20 protein-coding genes are annotated in these 19,609 nt (G+C 42.0%); 11 read left to right on the forward strand and 9 right to left on the reverse strand.

Annotated elements, in window-relative coordinates:
• A complete protein-coding gene (locus tag E2R65_RS14105; protein ID WP_134337123.1) occupies window positions 1-1,449 on the forward strand; it encodes a SusD/RagB family nutrient-binding outer membrane lipoprotein in 1,449 nt (482 codons plus the stop codon).
• A 126-nt stretch (window positions 1,450-1,575) separates the two neighbouring features.
• On the opposite strand, the gene E2R65_RS14110 is transcribed toward E2R65_RS14105, so the two are convergent.
• On the reverse strand, window positions 1,576-1,956 hold the full coding sequence (locus E2R65_RS14110; protein WP_134337124.1) for a hypothetical protein: 381 nt from the start codon (window positions 1,954-1,956) through the stop codon (window positions 1,576-1,578).
• A gap of 436 nt (window positions 1,957-2,392) precedes the next feature.
• Here E2R65_RS14110 and E2R65_RS14115 point away from each other — a divergent pair, with 436 nt between their 5' ends.
• Complete coding sequence (locus tag E2R65_RS14115; protein ID WP_134337125.1) at window positions 2,393-3,472, forward strand: glycosyl hydrolase; 1,080 nt, start codon at window positions 2,393-2,395, stop codon at window positions 3,470-3,472.
• A 41-nt stretch (window positions 3,473-3,513) separates the two neighbouring features.
• Here E2R65_RS14115 and E2R65_RS14120 read toward each other — a convergent pair whose 3' ends face one another.
• Window positions 3,514-3,972, reverse strand: coding sequence for an OmpA family protein (locus tag E2R65_RS14120; protein ID WP_229704672.1), 459 nt, complete (start codon window positions 3,970-3,972; stop codon window positions 3,514-3,516).
• A 262-nt stretch (window positions 3,973-4,234) separates the two neighbouring features.
• Here E2R65_RS14120 and E2R65_RS14125 point away from each other — a divergent pair, with 262 nt between their 5' ends.
• The 6 genes from E2R65_RS14125 to E2R65_RS14150 all read left to right on the forward strand — a co-directional run bounded on the left by E2R65_RS14125 (window position 4,235) and on the right by E2R65_RS14150 (window position 10,192).
• A complete protein-coding gene (locus E2R65_RS14125; RefSeq protein ID WP_134337126.1) occupies window positions 4,235-4,903 on the forward strand; it encodes a hypothetical protein in 669 nt (222 codons plus the stop codon).
• A gap of 422 nt (window positions 4,904-5,325) precedes the next feature.
• A complete protein-coding gene (locus E2R65_RS14130; protein ID WP_134337127.1) occupies window positions 5,326-6,693 on the forward strand; it encodes a protoporphyrinogen/coproporphyrinogen oxidase in 1,368 nt (455 codons plus the stop codon).
• Window positions 6,690-7,826, forward strand: coding sequence for a glycosyltransferase (locus tag E2R65_RS14135; RefSeq protein ID WP_134337128.1), 1,137 nt, complete (start codon window positions 6,690-6,692; stop codon window positions 7,824-7,826). Before E2R65_RS14130 ends, E2R65_RS14135 begins: the two co-directional genes overlap by 4 nt.
• A gap of 175 nt (window positions 7,827-8,001) precedes the next feature.
• On the forward strand, window positions 8,002-8,955 hold the full coding sequence (locus tag E2R65_RS14140; protein WP_134337129.1) for an NAD-dependent epimerase/dehydratase family protein: 954 nt from the start codon (window positions 8,002-8,004) through the stop codon (window positions 8,953-8,955).
• Window positions 8,946-9,596 (forward strand): PIG-L deacetylase family protein, encoded by a 651-nt coding sequence (locus tag E2R65_RS14145; RefSeq protein ID WP_134337130.1) that lies wholly within the window; start codon window positions 8,946-8,948, stop codon window positions 9,594-9,596. The genes E2R65_RS14140 and E2R65_RS14145 overlap by 10 nt, the downstream gene beginning before the upstream one ends.
• 2 nt (window positions 9,597-9,598) lie before the next feature.
• Window positions 9,599-10,192, forward strand: a complete 594-nt coding sequence (locus tag E2R65_RS14150) for a sugar transferase (protein WP_134337131.1) — start codon at window positions 9,599-9,601, stop codon at window positions 10,190-10,192.
• 55 nt (window positions 10,193-10,247) lie between these two features.
• On the opposite strand, the gene E2R65_RS14155 is transcribed toward E2R65_RS14150, so the two are convergent.
• Together E2R65_RS14155 and E2R65_RS14160 are read right to left on the reverse strand one after the other, a co-directional pair.
• Window positions 10,248-11,330 carry a hypothetical protein gene (locus tag E2R65_RS14155; protein ID WP_134337132.1) on the reverse strand — a complete coding sequence of 361 codons (1,083 nt, stop codon included), beginning with the start codon at window positions 11,328-11,330 and terminating at the stop codon, window positions 10,248-10,250.
• Window positions 11,331-11,412: 82 nt separating this feature from the next.
• Window positions 11,413-12,267 (reverse strand): ATP-grasp fold amidoligase family protein, encoded by an 855-nt coding sequence (locus E2R65_RS14160; RefSeq protein ID WP_134337133.1) that lies wholly within the window; start codon window positions 12,265-12,267, stop codon window positions 11,413-11,415.
• 317 nt (window positions 12,268-12,584) lie between these two features.
• Between E2R65_RS14160 and E2R65_RS14165 the strand changes: the two genes are divergently transcribed.
• The 3 genes from E2R65_RS14165 (at window position 12,585) to E2R65_RS14175 (ending at window position 13,863) form a co-directional block, all read left to right on the forward strand.
• Window positions 12,585-12,845 (forward strand): hypothetical protein, encoded by a 261-nt coding sequence (locus E2R65_RS14165; RefSeq protein ID WP_134337134.1) that lies wholly within the window; start codon window positions 12,585-12,587, stop codon window positions 12,843-12,845.
• A 142-nt stretch (window positions 12,846-12,987) separates the two neighbouring features.
• Window positions 12,988-13,254 (forward strand): hypothetical protein, encoded by a 267-nt coding sequence (locus E2R65_RS14170; protein WP_134337135.1) that lies wholly within the window; start codon window positions 12,988-12,990, stop codon window positions 13,252-13,254.
• Between the two features lie 288 nt (window positions 13,255-13,542).
• The gene (locus E2R65_RS14175; protein ID WP_134337136.1) at window positions 13,543-13,863 is read left to right on the forward strand and encodes a hypothetical protein; all 321 of its coding nucleotides are present in this window, start codon (window positions 13,543-13,545) and stop codon (window positions 13,861-13,863) included.
• A 5-nt stretch (window positions 13,864-13,868) separates the two neighbouring features.
• Here the strand turns inward: E2R65_RS14175 and E2R65_RS14180 are convergent, their stop codons facing one another.
• The 5 genes from E2R65_RS14180 to E2R65_RS14200 form a co-directional block, all read right to left on the reverse strand.
• Window positions 13,869-15,020 (reverse strand): glycosyltransferase family 9 protein, encoded by a 1,152-nt coding sequence (locus E2R65_RS14180; protein ID WP_134337137.1) that lies wholly within the window; start codon window positions 15,018-15,020, stop codon window positions 13,869-13,871.
• A 170-nt stretch (window positions 15,021-15,190) separates the two neighbouring features.
• A complete protein-coding gene (locus E2R65_RS14185) occupies window positions 15,191-15,745 on the reverse strand; it encodes a D-sedoheptulose 7-phosphate isomerase (protein ID WP_134337138.1) in 555 nt (184 codons plus the stop codon).
• A 2-nt stretch (window positions 15,746-15,747) separates the two neighbouring features.
• Entirely contained in the window at window positions 15,748-16,770 is a 1,023-nt protein-coding gene (gene rfaE1 / locus E2R65_RS14190; protein ID WP_134337139.1) for a D-glycero-beta-D-manno-heptose-7-phosphate kinase, read from the reverse strand.
• Between the two features lie 57 nt (window positions 16,771-16,827).
• Window positions 16,828-18,189 carry an undecaprenyl-phosphate glucose phosphotransferase gene (locus E2R65_RS14195; RefSeq protein ID WP_134337140.1) on the reverse strand — a complete coding sequence of 454 codons (1,362 nt, stop codon included), beginning with the start codon at window positions 18,187-18,189 and terminating at the stop codon, window positions 16,828-16,830.
• 43 nt (window positions 18,190-18,232) lie between these two features.
• Window positions 18,233-19,570, reverse strand: coding sequence for a UDP-glucose dehydrogenase family protein (locus E2R65_RS14200; protein WP_134337141.1), 1,338 nt, complete (start codon window positions 19,568-19,570; stop codon window positions 18,233-18,235).
• Window positions 19,571-19,609: the final 39 nt, after the last annotated feature.

Raw genomic sequence — 19,609 nt, forward strand, 5'->3', positions numbered from 1 at the left:
ATGAAACTCAAATATTCAACCATCATATTATCCGGGGCAATACTATTATCGGTAACAGCCTGCAAAAAAGATCTGGAAGAGATCAACAAAAACCCAAATGCATCTGAAACCGCCCAGCCAGATTACCTGCTGACAGGCACTACAAAGGCCATTGCCGATACTTATTGGGGAACGGCCAACAATATGGATGCAAGCCTGCTGTTTGTACAAAACTGGTCTAAAATACAATATACAGACCCCGACAGGTATATTTATACCAACAGCTCTTTTCAGGAATTATGGACAACGGGATACACCAGGGGTATCACCAACCTAAACCAGTTAATTAAAACTGCTGATGCACAGGCCAACCCCAACTATAAAGGGGTAGCACTGGTACTGCGGTCGTGGGTTTTCACCTTGCTGACGGATAACTACGGCGATATCCCTTATTCGCAGGCGGCAAATATCAAAGAATACCTAACGCCTGTTTATGATAAGCAAAAAGACGTGTACTTTGCGGTTTTAGAAGATCTGAGATCGGCACAGGAAGCGTTAAACGCAGCCGGACCCGCCATAAGCGGCGATATTATTTATGGCGGCAAACCCAACCAGATTGGCTTATGGAAAAAATTTGCCAACTCCTTACGCTTACGTATCGCCCTGAGAATTGCAGACCGCGAACCGGAAAAAGCTAAACAGGTTTTAGCAGATGTACAGGCAGAAGGAAGCGGTTATATTAGCGATAACAGCGAAATAGCCCAGCTGGTGTACTCCACATCGCCCAACCAAAACCCCATAAGCAACTTGTTTGATACCCGTGACGATTACCGTATCAGCAAAACCATCGTTGATAAGCTGTTTGAACTGAACGACCCCCGTTTACCCATTTACGCCAGCCCAACTAAAGATGCAACACCCAAAACTTATGTAGGTTTACCCAACGGTTTGTTAGTGGGCGATGCCAGCGCCTATGGCTTTACCAAAACATCTAAACCGGGCACCTACTTTTTAGCCCCTAATGCGCCGGCCGTAATTATTAGCTATGCAGAGGTATTGTTTGGCCGTGTCGAAGCCGCTGCCCGCGGCTTTACAACCGAAAACGCAGCCGACCTGTACAAACAAGCTATTACCGCCTCGCTTAAGCAATATGGTATTGCAGATGCGGCTGTAACGGCTTATACGACGCTGCCTGCTGTACAGTACGATGCTGCCAACTATAAAAAAGCCATAGGCGACCAAAAATGGATAGCCTTGTTTGGGCAAGGTTTAGAGGCCTTTGCTGAATGGCGCAGGCTGGATTATCCGCAGCTGCAACCTGCCGCTGCCGGCACCCTGGGCGGTAAGATCCCGGTGAGGTTTATTTACCCGGGTACCGAACAATCGTTAAACGGCACCAATTACAGGGCAGCCGTTGCCGCCCAGGGGGCCGACGCGCTTACAACAAAACTTTGGTTTGATGTAAATTGATCACCGCATATCCCAGGCAGGCAGTGTGCTTAATTAATATCAGCCCATAAAAAAACGCCTTAACTATAGTTTAAGGCATTTTTTTATGGGCTGGAAAAGGCACTCGTCAGTTATTTTTAACCAGATTTAAATATAAACAACCGAAAAAAGCGACAGTACCGGAAGTACTTTACTCATTGCCTTTTTTAAGAGCATCAGGTTGTATTTTTCTAAAAGTATAAGATATTTACTTTTCCAGTCTTCCCCGGTATGGTAAGCGATAAAGGGCTTGGCTGTTTTGTAAACGCTTTTAAAATCTTCGGTGCAAAACAACTCCGGAAACTCGTTCGAAAAATCGTGCTTTATGGCATAGCCTATCCTGTATATAATATCGCTTTTTAGCTGTTTTTGATTAAACCAGTTATAGATAGATCTTCTGTTCACCAAAATGGCTTTTGCCAAATCGGTTATACTATAACCCTTCTTTCTAACAACATATTCAACAATCTGCCCGTAGTGCTTGTCCATAATTTTCCTTTAACATAAAGTATAACAAACAGTTAGCTGCAACTGCAATTATAACAATTACATAAATATAATAATGAATTTCTTATAAATTTTCAATTGTTTTGTTAGTAGGATAATAAAAGTCCTTAAGCAATTTAAGCTATTTTTAGAATAAATGCCTACGTTTTTATACATAATTACTACACAGATACCTACACAATTACACAGTAAATTGTGCCTTTAATGTGTAAACAGTATTTAGTAAGCATCTATCTAAAAAATGTGGCCCATGCTGATAGATAGTATATTTAGTAATTTAATTAGGGTTTTGCAGTTTAAAAATTCACTTTACAGCTTTTATCCAACCCTTTACTCAACCTAAGTAACACCCGTTATTACTGCGCAACATGCTAATAATTAGGCCGTTTTGTTGATATCTATTATCAAATAAAACTGTATGATTAAAAAGATCTTAAAAAGCAATTTCGCGATCCGGCTTTTTGTCCCCGGCATTTTACTTTTATCGTGTACTAAAAACGATGACCCTGAACCGGCTACAAATTCGATGCCAGTAAAAAACATACCCGAAATGGTAATGGCAACCGCAGTAACAATTTCTAACTTAACCGGCCCCGGTTTAATGCTGGGGATAAACGGCCATCCGCTTGGCGATGCGCCTTACATTACCACAGGGGCTGCCAGGCAAGTACAACTACTTAAAAGCATGGGCATGAACTGGTACCGGATCAACGTACAAACCAAAGCCGACGGCACCATGTCTGCCTCCATCTTGTTTCATGAGCTACAGCAGGCTGCAGAAAAAGAAAATATTAACCTGTTGCCCATGCTTTATACCCGTACCCTTAATTTATCAAAAACAGAAGCCGAATCGTATAAAATGGGTAAAACACTGGGCAGTAACTTTGCCGCCAAATATGGCAAATACTTTAGCTATTACGACCTGGGGAACGATCTGGAGCTTGAATTACTGGAGCCAAATAAAACCGGGAAAAGCCAGTTTCATTACAACCGGCAAAAGCTTAATGTAACCGCGGCATACTTAAAAGGTATGGACGAGGGCATAAAATCAAAAGACCCTGATGCCAAAACAATGATCTCGGCAGGGTGGCTGCATTATGGCTTTATCAGGATGTGCGATTGGTATGGGGTAAAGTTTGATGTGGTGGCTTACCACTGGTACTCGGATATGGAGCGCGCGGCGGCAAATGCCCCCTACAATATTGATGATATTACCACCAGGCTGTCTAACCTTTTTCCAAACAAGCCCATCTGGTTCACCGAGATGAATTACAGGTATAAACCTACCAATACCAACTACGAGGAAGACCAGAACGAGTTTGTAAAAAAGTTTATAGCCAAATGCAAAAACAACCCCAAAGTTAAGGTGGTGATGATCTACGAGCTTTTTAACGAGCCCTACAAAAATACCGAAGAGCGCAATTTTGGTATCTTAAAATGGACCACCCCTTATACCATCTGGGCTAAAAAAACCATAGCCAAAACACTTACCCTGTAATTGGCCAAGCATAAGGCAATTAGTTTGCCTTATGCTTTTTGTTAGCTTTTAACATCCTGCAGCTTTATTTCAACCCGGCGGTTATGCCGGCGCCCTGCAGCTGTTTTATTAGTGGCTATGGGCAGGGTGCTGCCAAATGGTGTTGTTATGATCTTATCGCCGGCTACGCCTTTTTTAACCAGGTATTCCTTAACTGCAATGGCCCGCTTTTCAGACATCTTCCAGTTGCCCACATAGGTGCCTATGGCATCTGCATGGCCACGAAGCGCTATAGCCGAATTGTTTTCGATAGCATAACTGGCCAGATCATCTAACTGCTTGTTTGATGATGCATGCACAATAGCCTTACAAAAATCAAATTCCAGGTTTTTTGTCAAATCATCGGGCACCGGGCGGTGCTTTACAGGGGTTTTTGCTTTAACAGCCGGTTTAACGGCATCAGCCTTTGCATTCATTAGCAATAGGGCCAGGCAAATAAATAATAGGGTACTTGCTTTCATAACGCTGCATTTTATTTATATAAGGTAAAATGCTGTGCCCCGGCTTATTGTTTAATGAAAAAGCAGGTTGTAAAAATTATGTGCAGCAAGCTATAATACGGTTAAAAAAACCACATAAGCGCACCACACTGTTATTTGCAATGTGCAATGGGTAACCATTGTGTGCAAATAGGTGTGTAAACTTTTACGTACTGCGGTACAGTCCACGTTTTCAATAACATACAACCCTGCAACACCCTTAGTTTTAATCAAAAAAAGGGTTATGAAAACGTGTTTTATTTTAATGGTGATGCTTTTAACCTGCACCGGCATCCGGGCGCAACTATCCGCTTTCAACAGTAATTTGCCCGATAGTACAGGCTTCACATCGCCCATTTTTTATACCTGCGGCGGCGATAGCGTTATCAACCGTATCGTGCGGCAGGAGGCGGATTATCTATCGGCAACGTTTATGATCTCGCCCAACCTGTATTTTTATAAAACCTACGGCGAAGACCTTACGCTGGCTGCTTTTAAAACTACCCCCAACCTGCAGGATTACAATATCTTTCTTGATATGGATACTGCCTGCGGGCCGCAAACCATTGCAGATACCAGGGCTGATATTATTATTCGCCTTGCGCAGCAGTTTGCGGCAACACTTGTAAAAAAATACAAACTTGGCTTAACCCCCGCTCAGGAATCACAATTTGCAGCTTATATTACCGGTTATTATCTGGTTAAAAGATGCCATATCTTAAATGATACCAGCCTGGCACAAGCTTTTCAACAGCTGTTTAACACCAATACGATATTGGTTTTAAACACCTTGCCGGGCACAACCTGGCTAAGGCAAGGCTATGACGACGGAAAAAACGCCATGCAGAAACACATCACCATTACCGTTAGGGATATCATTAACCACGGGCTGTACCTGGTAGCCGAACCATAAAAAAAGAGCAAATGCCTTGCGCATTTGCTCTTTTCAACATAACTAATACCTGATCTTATTATTGTATAAATGTATCAGCATATACAAAATAATATACTACACAATTAGCTATACATAACTTCTCAGCTATTACACACTCCCGTAAACATTACAGGGCTTAACGCTATCAAAAAAACATTGTACCATTTGTGGCTTTTTATGCTGATGCCCACATAAGCCATTCATTAAGGCGGATCTCCCCGATAGAGGGATGTTGCCTCTAAAGAAAAAAATCTGGCAACAGACAAGGCTGAACAATATTTATTGCACACTTATTGCACACTATTTTCTCATTCTCTTCACTATTGCTTAAGCCGGCATCTTCCGGGTTTAATTACAGGGTAACTTGTGATCAATAATAATCATCAGAGAACCATTTATAAATGAAAGTAGCAATTATTGGGGCCGGGCCAACAGGCTTAACCGTAGCCCACCAGCTTTCTGAAAAAAATTTACAGGTTGATATTTATGATAGCGCCCCTATGGTGGGTGGTTTTGCAAAATCGATAACGCTATGGGGGCGAAACGTAGAGATAGGGCCGCATTTTTTAGATGCAGGGAATATCCCCCAAGTGCACGATCTGGTGTTAGGGGCGCTTAACGGGCAATACACCACCTACCGGCGTAAAACATTTATCGTTATAGGCAATAAAAGGTTTTTTTACCCCCCCGTTATTACCGACATTTTAAAAAAAATGAACGTTGCGCAATTATGCCTCGCCGCCGGCGGGTTAATTAAACAAACAATTGCGCCGGCCAAACCGGCTAAAACAGCCGAGGCTTTTGTTACGCAACACCTGGGCGCTCATCTGTACCGGTACTTTTTCTGCAATTTTTCAAAAAAATTATGGGGGTTGGATGGGGGCATGGTGTCAGATGTTTTTGCCAAATCGTTACTGGGGTTCAGCGGCGGCTATTCCCCCTTAAAAATTATTTATAAAAAGTTTAGCGGCGGTTTTACACGTACGGTACAACAAAGCAAATACGTTTATCCGCTAAACGGGCTAACTACCCTGTGGGAGGCATTAAAGCAAAAGATACAGCAACAGGGCGGCAAATTTTATCTGTCAAGCTCTATCAATGAAATGGCTTGTATGAAAAAGCCCGGCAAAATATCGCATATTTTTATAAACGACGGCACGATAAACGAATATGACCATGTAATCTCTACCATCCCCATACTATCGCTTATTGCTTATTTTAAAAACAGCAGCGGCGGCTACCTGCAGCCTGCCGGTCATATCAATTTCAGAAGCGATATCCTGGTATATCTAAAGGTACAGTTGGATGATGCTGTAGCCGGGCAATGCTTTTACTGCTATTCGGAAACTATAAAAATTACCAGGGTCACCAACTTTAATGAATTTACCCCGGATAAAGAATTGGATTTTGCGATACTGTTGTTGGAGTTTTGGTGCAGCGATGAGGATGAAATATGGTATGCTACAGATGCCGAAATTAACCGTATGGCGGTTGCCGAGCTGCAAAAAACAGGCATTTATCCGGGTTTAAAGGTATTGGATAATTGCATTAAAAAAGTAAAGAATGCTTTTCAAATACCCAACCTTGATTTAACAGAGAACCGGGATAAGCTTACAGAGCAGTTATCCTTTTTTCAAAACCTGCATATTACAGGCCGCAATGCATCTGTTAACTTTAACTACGGTATGGAGAATGCGATTAAGGACGGGATAGACCTGGCCGCCACCTTTTTAGCCGGCATCAACACCCAACTTGTAGCAAATGCATGAAAACAGCCATAGTGCATGATCTGGTTACTACAATTGGCGGTGCAGATAACACCCTCCAATCCATATACACCGTTTATCCATCGCCGGTTTATACGCTGGTTGCCCACAAAAATGCGGTAAAAAAATCTTTTTTTAAGCATGCCGAGATCATCACTTCGTTCATTCAAAAAATGCCCTGGGGCGTAAAAAAGTACCGGGCTTATCTGCCCCTGTATCCTATCGCCATAGAGCAGTTTGATCTGAGGGCTTTCGATGTTATTTTATCCTCGTCATTTATTGTTGCCAAAGGGTTAATATCCAACACCGAGCAATTGCACATCTGTTATATGCATAACCCCATCAGGCCGGCCTGGGAGCTTTATCATCAATTTTTATCCCACTCCAATAACGGCAGGGGTATCAAAGGCTTTTTTACGCGCATGGTGTTTCATTATTTAAGGCTGTGGGATGTTACAACAGCCAACCGGGTAGATCATTTTATCGCCAACTCTAAATTTACGGCCCGGCGCATCAAAAAGATCTATGGCCGCGAAAGTGTAGTGATATACCCCCCCGTTGATGTAGCGGCATTCCCGTTACAGGAGCAAAAGGATGATTATTACATTACTGCATCGCGGCTGGTTTATCATAAAAGGATAGATGTTATTGTGAAGGCATTCCAAAACCTGCCCGATAAAAAGCTATATGTAATTGGCGACGGGCCGGAGCTAAAAGCGCTGCAAAGCGGGGCTTCAAAAAACGTTTTTTTTATGGGGTATCAACCCCAAAACCAACTGGTTAAATATTTGCAAAGGGCAAAGGCATTTATATTTGCGGCTAACGAAGATTTTGGCATAGCCCCTATTGAAGCGATGGCTTGCGGCACCCCGGTACTTGCCTACAAAAAAGGCGGCTCGGCCGAAACGGTGGCCCCGCTGCAAACCGGCATGTTCTTCGCCCGCCAAACGGCAGATGATGTACAGCTGTGTATCAATGCTTTTGAAGCCGGTTACCATTTATTTGATGCTAAAAAAATAAGTGCTTATGCCCAAAGGTTTAGCAAGCAACGGTTTGAAACCGAATACCAGGCACATGTACAGCAACTGGCAGATGATCATTTTAAAACCGGGCCTTTTTGCACCGGTACTGCATAGCCGGCTGCCCGGCAAATATGCTTCATACTTTCACATATTTCACATTTTAAGATACAACCACTAAACACCCTAAGGTTTGATTATCAAGGCTTTTATCTTTGGTAAAGGGTGCTCTTGCAGCGTTGCCAGAACGGTATCACCGGCAGTAAAAAGCAAACAATAAATCAAATCATATATGAAATGTGTAGTATTAGGATCTTCGGGCTTTGTGGGCAGGGCCTGTGTAGAAGAATTACTTAAAAGGGGCGATACCGTAACGGGCTTTGACAAGGGCCGCAAAAAACCAAAACCCGAAGATGATACCAAAACCGATGATAAGTTAACTTTTTTGGAAGGGAATATACTTGACAGGGAAATGCTGACCGCCGCCTTTGAAGGGGCAGACGAGATCTATCTGCTGGCAGGGCAGCTGGGCACTTCAGAGTTAGAAAGCGCTATGCGCATGGCGATAGAAACAAACATTTTGGGTGCGCTTACCGTGTTTGAAACCGCCCTGGCCTGTAAAGTGCCGCGGGTGTTTCTGGCTTCTAAACCAAGCGTATGGCTTAACACCTACACCATAACCAAACACACTGCCGAAAAAATTGCCAATTTACTTTCCAGGTATCACCCTGTAGAAATAAGTGTATTAAGATATTTAAATATTTACGGCCCGGGGCAAAAAATATACCCGGTAAGAAAAGTGCTGCCAACCTTTGCCGTACAGGCCATGCGCGGTTTGCCCCTGCATGTTTATGGCGAAGGTAACCAAACCGTAGATATGCTTTATGTAAAGGATGCGGCATACATTACCGTTGAGGTAATGCGCAACAAATTCAACCCCGATGCGATGGACTGCGGAACCGGTACCGAGATGACTGTTTTAGAAGTTGCAGAATCTGTAAACAAATATTTTAACAACAGCGCAGGCATTAAACACATGCCCATGCGGATCGGCGAAACGCATAACACCCGTTTGGTTGCCGATAATACAGACCTGATAAAAACCATTGGCGAAATTAACTTTACGCCCTATGATGAAGGCCTTGCCGAATCACTGGCTTATTACGAGCACTTAAACCCGCACGATATTGATGCCGCTTTAAACTTTTATGGTTTTAGCCAGCCCTTTAGCATGGCATGGAAATAGGCAGCAAAAAAATACTGGCAATAATTGCTCATCCGGATGATGAGACGATTGGATGCGGGGGCTTTTTAAGCCGGGCGGCAATGCAAAACGCACAATGTAAAGTGTTGCTGCCTATACGCCGCGGCGACCCAAGGGGCATTAGGCATTGGGACACTTTAAAAGAGCAGCTACGCAGTGCCTGCCGGATATTGGGCGCCGAGGCGGTAATAACCGAAGATATGGTGAGCGATATTACCGCCGAAGTGCACGTGCACGAAATATATGGCATTATTAATAGCTATGTACAATGGGCCGATATTATCCTTACACACTGGCACGGCGATTCGCACCAGGCGCACCGGGCGGTATCCAGGGCGGTAGAATTAGCCACCCGGCCTTTCCGCATCCAAAAAACAGTGCTGTTTTTTGAAATTGCCACCTCTACAGATCAGGCTTTTACCTATACCTTTTCGCCTAATTGCTTTATCAGTTTAAATATTGATGATGTAAACAAAAAGGTATCGGCCATGAGCCGGTATAACACCGAAACAGAATTTGGGCGCACACCCGGCAATCTGGAAACGCTGATGCGTTTAAGGGGCGCACAAACAGGCCAGGACTTTGCAGAGGCTTACATGATTGCCCGGCATTTTATTAAATAGTTATGCTGCGTAAATTGATTGCCGGGTTATTACTTATTGCCCTTTTACCCATCGCCTTAATTACGGGTGTTATAATCAGGCTGAAGCATCCGGGGCCCATGTTTTTTAAGCAGCTGCGGGAAGGCAGGCACGGCCGGTTCTTTCTGATCTGGAAGCTTCGCACCATGGTAGTTAACGCCGATATTGTTTTAGCACGATTAATAGAGAACAACCAGTTACTGGCTACAGAGTGGCGGGATTATGGCGGCTTAAAAAACGACCCGAGGATTGCCGGTGCTGCCGCCAGGTTAGCCCGGCGTTTAAGTATTGATGAGATACCGCAGCTCATCAATATCATTAACGGGGATATGGCGTTTGTTGGCCCGCGGCCATTAGAAAAGTACCTGGCAGAATCCTTGCCTCCCAATACCAGGGCTACCCGCAATTCTGTTAAACCCGGCTTAACGGGCCTTTGGCAAATTGGCCCGCGCAGCAACGTAAGCATCAGGCAAATGCAGCATTACGATAAATTGTATATCAGCAAAAAAAGCTTTTGCCTTGATGCTTATATTTTGCTTAAAACGATAGGCGTTGTGGTGAAAAAAACAGGTATCTAAACGCGGATGATGATGATACTTATTAAGGCTTTTTAAGGGCGTTTAAAAGTCGTTTTCAGTCGTTTTTAAGTCCTGTCTGGTGGTCGGTATAATTTGTCAGATATTCATTTTCCACAAAAAAATCTATGCTGAATATGGACCGGTAATCATCAGAATTATTAGGGTTTTGAATCAGCGTAAAATTTGATGAGCCTGTAGTTGTATAAGTATAGCTGAAGCCCATATTAGTGGTAACATTCACCACTGAGTTTACGGGCAGGTTACCCAAAGCGTTCGTTTCCAGCTGATTTTCGATGATCGTTTGCATGGGGTTACCAGTATCAAACAGTACCTGCGCCTGTGTACTGGTGCCATTATACGTTATAGTAGCCGGTATATTGGGCGAATAGCCGCTCCTGGCCGTGTATTGCATAGGGTGCATAATAAAGCCGGCCGTTGGCAGCAGATCTGCGGGTGCTAAACCAATGGTTAGCAAGCCGCCCACATACGAGCCGGCGGTTGTAAAGCGGTCCCGTTTAAGCAATGCCAGCCTAAACCCTTTTTTGTTGTTGCTACCCACATCCAGATAACTTAAAGGGCTTTGAATTAACTGACTTGCATAGCTAAAACCCGGTGCCACGCCAAAAATATCGGCAGAATGGGCGGGCATTGTTTCGTTTGTACTTACCTTAACTAATTTATAGTATAAAAAAAACGGGATGCGCTGCGTGGTGATATTGCCGTTGGCATCACCCAAGGTTAATGTGGTATAAGCCAGGTTACCATATTCTTTAAAAAGCCCGGTTGCATCCCCATAACTCATTACCGATGTTTTTGAGGTTACGGTAATACCATTAACCACAACCGAATCGCCGGTTACCTGTATGCCATCTGCCGTTATCATAGATGCAGGCAAGATCCCCTGCGCATCAAGAGTTAGCCCAGCCGACCCGGTATCAAAAATAGTGTAATAATTAACTGCCTGGGTACCCACTTTTGTAAGGGGTAAAAAAATTCGTTTGTAACTGCCCGATTGGTATTGATACAAGCCAATGGTAACCGCTCCCTGCTTATTACCAGCATCGTTATCCTTTTTACATGCCGTAAATATCACAGCCATGCCCAATACGTTTAACACTAAACGGATATATTGATTCATACCAATTTGTTTATTGATTTATAACTGCTTTATTAACCAATATGTTGTATCAACACAGCAATTATGCTTTTTCAATCAAGGCTTATATTAACCCGGCGCAATACTTGTCCCAATAATTAAGCAGTAGTTTTCTGCCAAAACTGCTGTAGTTTCTGCCCATTGACGGGGTGGGCGTAAACTCGCCAAAAACGCATCCTTTGTAAGTGGCGTAAAAATCGATCCTAACAAATATGCCGTACGCCTTACTTAATTTTTTGGCAGCAACCACCATATCCTGCAGGCATGCCGGGGCACTTTGTGGTTTAGCCGGTTTATAGGTATGTGTAACTTTTCTTATTCTATTCCAATTTTCATCATAAAACGAACCATAACCCTGGTTTGGGCCAAGCCGGTTTATTACCTGGATACAGGCTATCTCGCCATTAAAACAAAAAAACTTATAATCATTCAATATGCCATGCTTACCTTGTTCTTGCTCTAAAAACTCCTCAAATAAAAATTCAAGATCAGGCTTATTGATCGTTTCCTGCTTCAAAATCTCCCGGATCTGATCGGGCTTATACATTTTCCTGTCAAACAGGTTTAAGCCGTCGCGCATTAAAAATACCAGGCTGGAGCAATGGCCCGTAGTGGGCCGGATAACGTAGTTAGCGGGCAGTTTAGAAAAATCAATACTATCCGGATCGGCCCCTTTCCAATATAGTTCGGGTAGCTTACAACCATGCTTATACGCAAATTCGCGGGCATTAAATTTATTACTAAGCTTTCTTTGCCAATGTGGAATGTCCTGCCACTTTTCAAAATGATCGTCTTTGGTCATTTTTGCGTTTCTGATGGCCTCTGCATCAGCATTTTTCCAGAAAGTGTCGTGCCGGTCCTTAATTCTTTTGGTAAACTCGCCGCTATTCCTCAGATAGTCAGTAATTGTATTGATCATATTTTTTGTTTGAAGATCGCATCGCCCAACGGCCTGCAACTTTAGGTTATAATTCCTCAAACTTAAAATGTTAAAATCAACTTAAACAGCTACTTGCAAGCATGTATCCTAAATTGAGAAAGGCATCTTAAAAACGTGAAAGTGTGCATAATTACAGAACAGAATAGCCCTTATGATAAAACCCCGATACATCAGCCCGCCCGGTTAGTTGAATTATTAAAAGCGTTTTATATCTGCACAAACAAGCACTAATGTGAGAAAAAAGATGCCCATAGTGTTGTACACCAAACACGGCGTAAAAGTTACGATCTTAAAGTATGAAACCAAGCAAGAAAACCATTCTGAATTTTACTTATATGGGCACCAGTTACGATCTTAAGATAACGTCGGCCAAAGGTTCTGTAAACTATTTTATTTACGAGATAAGGATACTTTATGCCAAATATATACTGATTAACGACCATAACGACTGGTGCTTTATTGCCGATTTGCAACCCTGTAAAAAATTAAAAAACATCATCATACAAAAGGTAAAAAACCATACCACAGGCGAAATCAGATTAAAACGCTTTTATTAAACTTTGATAAGCGCTACTACAAGAAATATTGATGATTTAGAAGGTGTGTAAAGTTTGTGAAGGGTTTCTCAAAAATGCACACAACCTGTTGATTGAAAAGGATTTGCTGTATGTAATATTTAAATTAGATAAAAATTAACATATGGCCGAAAAATTTACAATCAATTGCCTTATTAAAAATACAACCTGTAATTTAAAGGTTGCCTTAAAGCCATTATCAAATACCGAAAGCTACCATGTTTATAAAGATGGCCGCTGGTTTGCCCTATTACGCCGCTTTGACAACAACACGTACAAGGCCGTATCTTACCCAGGGCCAGTGTGCCAGTTAGAGGTTGATGCCATAGGTGAACAAATAGATCACACGATAGCAAACAATAAGCTAAAAACAGTTAACCACTACAGTTAAATACATTATTTTTTATATTAAAAAAGGGCTCGAAAATTTCGAGCCCTTTTTTAATAATTTTATTTTTTTTTGCAACATCTGTTACTGATAAATCGTATAATAAATATATAGCAAAACAGTTAAATATAAGCCTGGGTACGGGTAGTTTACTACAGCCCAAAACATGTTAAAAACTAAATTTTATATTTATTAAAAAAGTAAAAATTCTCACTTAAATTGCAAAAAGCAGCGCCTAAAAAAGCTTTATATTTTTGAGGGCCTGCATGTGAGCTGCTAATATATATTAAGATGATAAACAGACAAAGAAGAAGAGCAGAAAACATTATTAGATGCCACAAGAATGTGAGAATGCTACACTTGATTATTGCCGAAAATAACAAGATAAAAAAGATTGAAAGTGTTATTGCTTCAACAAAATACCCGCAATTAGTTAGCTACCACAAAAACAAACTTATTGTAGCTGAAGGATTTACAAAAAAGCATGCCGTTAAAATTCAATTTGATTTTTTAAGGGAACAAATGCAGAAGGCTAAAATTGCTTTTGAGGATTATTACACCCAGCTTGATGCCTTGTTAGAAAACATCAGCATCAATGTTGTTAACGAATAAACCGGTTAGCCATTATTGATTACACTTGCTTTTTTACTGAGGTAAATTTTAATTAAATTAATTACCTCGGGCGGACTAATCAAGGTCATGCAGATATTATCCGCACATATTAGTTTTCCACAGCCTGTACCGCAATCACATGGTACATTGCGTTTTATAAAGGTGATCTGGTTATCGTAAAAATTATAGGGCCGCCATACATCTTTATTTGCAGTACCGCTAAACAGTACAAATACCTTTTTCTTCAACATAGCGGCTATGTGCGAAAAGCCGGAATCGAGGCCCAAAAAAACACTGCTCTTTTTAAGGATATATATGGATTGCAGTATGCTGTATCTACCAATACAAACGGTAACATTAGGGATACTGTTCAACAATTTTAATTGCCCGGCATCAGCGTCTTGCGCTGTACCTAAAACATAAACAGGTATGGTTTCGGCCAGGCTTTTTATCGTTTTTGCAAAATTATGCATCCCCCACCTTCTGGACTGCTCGCCTGCGCCTAAATGCACAACCATAAAATCTTCGGGGAACAAATGATCGTCAATAACCTCAAAGGGAACATCCTTCTCATGCCAGCAAACAGAAAAATTTATTTGGGGCAACTGTAAATAATCAAACAGCGGATCTACCAAACCGGTGATATGCCGGCCATGCGGATACGGTAACACCAAATTTAAAAGGGCATCGCCACCGGCAACGTTATAGCCAACAAACAGCTTATGCCTGGTAAATAATTTAATAAAAAGGTTGTTACGCAAATCGCCCCGAACATCAAATATCAAATCTGTCTTTATTTTTTTTAGCTGACCGATAAATTGAAAATACGTGCCCTTTTTACCGCGTAAAAAATAAGGCGCATCTGCAATCTCAATTTTATCAATAAACTTTAATTTACTTGCTATAGAAAAATTTTGTGAGCTAACCACTAAGTTTATTTTATAGTTAGTTAATATCTTCAGCTTTTTTAGGGCGGGCATCAATAGTATTAAGTCGCCAATGTGTGCAAACTGCGTAATTGTGATCGTTTTAACAGGTACCTGTGGTTGATAAGCAGGCTTAGGCATTAAAAAAAGCAATGCCCTGTCAATTAATTTAATTAAAGCAATTTTATTAGGCGAAACGTTTGGGCTGAACCTGTATCTTATAGGTTTCATTATTATTTATAAATAAATAATTGTTAAAGAAATGGCGTGCTGCTGCCAATAGTATTTGCAATACTTTGGTAGGGGCGGGATATCAAGGTATCCTGACAGATGATCTTGCATCTGTTAGGATGGCCGGCTGAAGAGTGTGCCGGCTGCGGCATTGGTGTATTTTAGCGGCTTTAAAAAAGGCCGTCTACTGCTTTGCACAGTATATGGCCTATAAGTATGTGCATTTCTTGTATGCGCGCAGTTGTATCAGATGGCACAACAATATTAAGTTCGCATTTATCATTCATCATACCGCCATCGTTGCCGGATAAGCCTAAAGTGCGGCAACCTATTTTTTGTGCAGAATCAAAAGCGTTTAAGATGCCGGCGCTATTACCGCTTGTAGAGATCCCGATAAACAGATCACCCGGCACAGCAAACGCTTCTAACTGCCGGGAAAATACATGCCTGTAACCATAATCATTCGCTATTGCCGTTAAAGCAGAGGTATCTGTAGTTAAGGCCATCCCGGGAAGGGGCTTGCGCTCTTTTACAAAACGACCCGTTAATTCTGCTGCGATGTGCTGCGCATCTGCAGCGCTGCCCCCATTGCCGGCTAAAAAAATTTTGTTGCCATTGCTTATTGCGGTTGTAACCATATTACAGGCCGATGTGATATCGGCTGCTGTTTCTGTTATAACCTTTTTAATTAAATCATGATGGGATGTAAGTTCTGTTAATACCATTATTATAGTTGTGTCGGTTTAAATTGTAAATTTAGCTGCCGCTTATCGTCTTCTTTGATATCGTTTATGATCTCTTGCACAGTGGTAGTAGCCGCCCCTATTTGCCTGATAACTATTGCGGCAGCGTGGTTGGCCAGTTCGCAGGCTTCGGGTAAAGTAAAGCCCAATGCCAAAAAATAGGTAATAGTTGCCAAAACAGTATCTCCTGCCCCGGTTACATCAAACACTTCGGTAGCCTTTACAGGTAACGAGGTATGCCCGTTTTCGGTTAATATCACCATCCCTTCTTCTGATAATGTTACGATCAGATACCGGGCACCGGTTTGTTTAAAAATAACTTTAGCAGCTGCTTGCAGGCTTTCTATGGTATTGATGCTGCTTACATTGGCAGCAACTGCAAGCTCCTGCCGGTTGGGCTTAATAATGTAAGCACCCTTGTATTTGCTGTAATCGTTCCCCTTTGGGTCTATAACTACCGGCTTGTTCAGCCTTTGGGCCTCCAGGATGAGGCGCTGTGTAAACCGGGGGGAAAACAACCCTTTATTATAGTCAGAGAAAACAATTATCTCTGCAGTTTGCATACAGGGTATCAGATGCGCCATTAATTCATCTTCAACACTTTCGCACAAAGGATGAACGTGTTCCTTATCAAACCGAACCAGTTGATGGCCACCTGCTAAAACCCTTGTTTTAACCGTGGTTAAACGCATAGGATCTTTTACTATGCAATCTGTTTTAACCTCTTCCAGGCTTAACATCTGCAGCAATTGTGCAGCAGCGGCATCATTCCCTACAACACCGCCAATGGTTACACCGGCACCCAGCGATACCAGGTTTTGAACAACATTACCGGCGCCACCCAGGGTAGTAGATTCGTTTTGTACGTTTACTACCGGCACCGGCGCCTCGGGCGAAAGCCTTGTACAGTTACCAACAATGTAATGATCTATCATCAGATCGCCTATAACAAGTATCGGGCACCCGGTAGCTGATGCTTTTAAATAATTAAGTTTTTCCAGAAGCATAATGAGTTTTTTTAGATGGATAATAGTGCTGATATAGCCTGATCAGAAATCTTAAGATCAATAAGCATTTTCGTCTCCTTTTAAAACCTGGAACACGGTTTTAAAAACGATCTTCAGATCCAGCCACATCGACCAGTTCTCCAGATACCATATATCATGCTCTACCCTTTTTTGCATCAATACCGGGTCTTTAGTTTCGCCCCTAAAGCCGTTTACCTGGGCCCAGCCCGTTATGCCCGACTTTAAAAAATGCCTAACCATATATTGATTGATGATCTGGCTGTACTCTTTTGTCATGTTTAGCACATGCGGCCGCGGGCCAACCGTGCTCATGTCGCCCAACAGTACATTAAAAAACTGCGGCAATTCATCCAGGCTGGTTTTGCGTAAAAAGGCCCCGATCCGGGTGATACGATCATCGTCCCTGGTGGCTTGTTTAAAACCATCATGCATACGCATACTCCTGAACTTGTAACATATAAAGGCTTTGTTATTTTTACCGCTTCTGAGTTGCTTAAACAATACAGGCCCCGGGCTTTGCAGCTTAATTATTAACCCGATGATTGGATAAAGCCAGCTAAGTATAAACACAATAACCAGCGAACTGAATACAATATCAAAAACACGTTTTTTAAACCTGTTCTCTATTTCCTCCAGCGGTTCATCACGATGGCTTAACACGGCAAAATCGCCCATGTAACTTACCTTTAAATGCGAAGCTAAAGAACTGTCGGGCACCATTTTTACACGCATGCAATGCTTTTCGGCTTCTTTTTGCAGCAGTTCAAATTCTGTAAACCTTTCGGTAGAAAGTGATACATAAATATCTTTGATACCGCTATGCGCAGCTGATTCTATCTGGCTTACAATAGATGGCAGGATACTCCCCTGGCCATCCAGATAAGATGCGTTTTCCTGATGTAAAAAGCCTTCGAATGCAAAATGATTATTGGTTTCTTTAAAGTAGCCGGCCAGGCGCAAAGCCATATCGTTAGAACCAATAATGGCTACGGGCTTGGTTATTTTAAAATACTTTTTTAAAAGGTTTTCGCTAATGGTGTATAAAAGCCTGTTAAGTAATAAGCCTATCAGCATAATTACATAAAACAGCACCAAAAAACCGGTAGACGGCGTGCTTTTAGTGATAGCTACGTAAGGGAAAAATAAAAATGTAAACAGTATAAAGCTTTTAACCGTTAGCTGGTAAACATTTTTTAAACTGTGTATAAACTTACGGCTATATAAACCAAAATATACGGCAGCAAGCAGCCATAAATAATTAGCTACAATTAACTGGCTTACAGATGCGCTGGTATTAAGATTATGATAATTATTAGCAATTATGTTAGAAATATTGATGGTAATAATATCAGTAACCGACATTATAAAATACACCATATATAGGTAGCGTGTTTTCATGATTATGGGGTATTAACTGAATGAATAGATATTAAATACTGCTTTACAAAGGCGCAACCGCTGCATATTTGGGGCCTGCTGCCATTCTGCCTATGCTGTTGTAATAAAAGCCAAAACCGGCCATTTTATGCGGGCTATATAAATTGCGCCCGTCAAAAATTACGGGGCCGGCCAGCAGTTTTTTAATGCGATTAAAATCCGGCGTTCTAAAAACGCTCCATTCTGTAAGTATCAATAAGGCATCAGCGCCAATCAAAGCATCGTACTGGTCGTCGGCATATTTAATTTTTTCGCCAATCAGGGCTTTAACGTTATTCATTGCTTCGGGGTCGTAAGCAACAACCTTAGCGCCTGCTTTAAGCAAGTGGCCAATAACCGTTAAAGATGGCGCCTCGCGGATGTCATCGGTTTCGGGTTTAAAAGACAGTCCCCATAAAGCAAATGTTTTGCCTTTCAAATCGTTATTAAAAAATGCGTTCAGTTTATTTATCAATACATTTTTTTGCAGGCTGTTTACCTGTATTACCGAATGGAGGATCTTAAAATCGTAATCATTGGTTTCTGCCGATTTTGCCAGGGCTTGTACATCCTTAGGGAAACAGCTGCCACCATAGCCTATGCCAGGGAATAAAAACCGCTTGCCTATCCGTTCGTCGGCACCAACTCCAAGCCTTACCATATCTACATCCGCACCAAGTTTTTCACATAAATTTGCAATCTCGTTCATAAATGAGATCTTGGTTGCAAGGAAAGAATTTGCCGCATACTTGGTTAACTCCGCCGATCTTTCGTCCATAAAAATAATAGGGTTGCCCTGGCGCACATAAGGGGCATAAAGTTCCGTCAGTATCTCTTTGGCCCTTTCATCCTGTGTGCCTATAACTATCCTGTCGGGCTTCATAAAATCTTCAACGGCTACCCCTTCGCGCAAAAATTCGGGGTTTGATACTACCGCTACCGCAACATCTGTATTTTGCCTGAATATGGCTTTTACCTTATCTGCCGTACCCACCGGCACTGTTGATTTGGTTATAATTACCTTGTATGATGATATGAGTAATGCGATATCTTTAGATGCGCCCAATACATAACTTAAATCGGCATCCCCATCTGCACCGGGCGGCGTTGGCAGCGCTAAAAATATAATGGTGGCGTCTGCAATTGCCCCGGCCAGGTTTGCAGTAAAAAAAAGGCGTTCTTCAATAATATTACGATGAAACAGCGTTTCTATCCCAGGCTCGTAAATTGGCAGCTGGCCCTGTTGCATCATCTGCACTTTTTGCTTGTTAATATCAACGCATGTTACGATGTTGCCCGTTTCTGCTAAACATGTACCGGTTACCAGGCCAACATAACCTGTTCCTATCACAGCTATTTTCATAAAATTTAATATTTGTGTGTATGTAATTAATATTTGCGG

Source organism: Mucilaginibacter phyllosphaerae, assembly GCF_004378255.1.
GTDB lineage: Bacteria > Bacteroidota > Bacteroidia > Sphingobacteriales > Sphingobacteriaceae > Mucilaginibacter > Mucilaginibacter phyllosphaerae.

Coding starts and splice junctions, on each gene's coding strand:
- E2R65_RS14105 (WP_134337123.1), top strand. CDS start 1: ATGAAACTCAAATATTCAACCATCATATTATCCGGGGCAATACTATTA.
- E2R65_RS14110 (WP_134337124.1), bottom strand. CDS start 1,956: ATGGACAAGCACTACGGGCAGATTGTTGAATATGTTGTTAGAAAGAAG.
- E2R65_RS14115 (WP_134337125.1), top strand. CDS start 2,393: ATGATTAAAAAGATCTTAAAAAGCAATTTCGCGATCCGGCTTTTTGTC.
- E2R65_RS14120 (WP_229704672.1), bottom strand. CDS start 3,972: ATGAAAGCAAGTACCCTATTATTTATTTGCCTGGCCCTATTGCTAATG.
- E2R65_RS14125 (WP_134337126.1), top strand. CDS start 4,235: ATGAAAACGTGTTTTATTTTAATGGTGATGCTTTTAACCTGCACCGGC.
- E2R65_RS14130 (WP_134337127.1), top strand. CDS start 5,326: ATGAAAGTAGCAATTATTGGGGCCGGGCCAACAGGCTTAACCGTAGCC.
- E2R65_RS14135 (WP_134337128.1), top strand. CDS start 6,690: ATGAAAACAGCCATAGTGCATGATCTGGTTACTACAATTGGCGGTGCA.
- E2R65_RS14140 (WP_134337129.1), top strand. CDS start 8,002: ATGAAATGTGTAGTATTAGGATCTTCGGGCTTTGTGGGCAGGGCCTGT.
- E2R65_RS14145 (WP_134337130.1), top strand. CDS start 8,946: ATGGAAATAGGCAGCAAAAAAATACTGGCAATAATTGCTCATCCGGAT.
- E2R65_RS14150 (WP_134337131.1), top strand. CDS start 9,599: ATGCTGCGTAAATTGATTGCCGGGTTATTACTTATTGCCCTTTTACCC.
- E2R65_RS14155 (WP_134337132.1), bottom strand. CDS start 11,330: ATGAATCAATATATCCGTTTAGTGTTAAACGTATTGGGCATGGCTGTG.
- E2R65_RS14160 (WP_134337133.1), bottom strand. CDS start 12,267: ATGATCAATACAATTACTGACTATCTGAGGAATAGCGGCGAGTTTACC.
- E2R65_RS14165 (WP_134337134.1), top strand. CDS start 12,585: ATGAAACCAAGCAAGAAAACCATTCTGAATTTTACTTATATGGGCACC.
- E2R65_RS14170 (WP_134337135.1), top strand. CDS start 12,988: ATGGCCGAAAAATTTACAATCAATTGCCTTATTAAAAATACAACCTGT.
- E2R65_RS14175 (WP_134337136.1), top strand. CDS start 13,543: ATGATAAACAGACAAAGAAGAAGAGCAGAAAACATTATTAGATGCCAC.
- E2R65_RS14180 (WP_134337137.1), bottom strand. CDS start 15,020: ATGAAACCTATAAGATACAGGTTCAGCCCAAACGTTTCGCCTAATAAA.
- E2R65_RS14185 (WP_134337138.1), bottom strand. CDS start 15,745: ATGGTATTAACAGAACTTACATCCCATCATGATTTAATTAAAAAGGTT.
- rfaE1 (WP_134337139.1), bottom strand. CDS start 16,770: ATGCTTCTGGAAAAACTTAATTATTTAAAAGCATCAGCTACCGGGTGC.
- E2R65_RS14195 (WP_134337140.1), bottom strand. CDS start 18,189: ATGAAAACACGCTACCTATATATGGTGTATTTTATAATGTCGGTTACT.
- E2R65_RS14200 (WP_134337141.1), bottom strand. CDS start 19,570: ATGAAAATAGCTGTGATAGGAACAGGTTATGTTGGCCTGGTAACCGGT.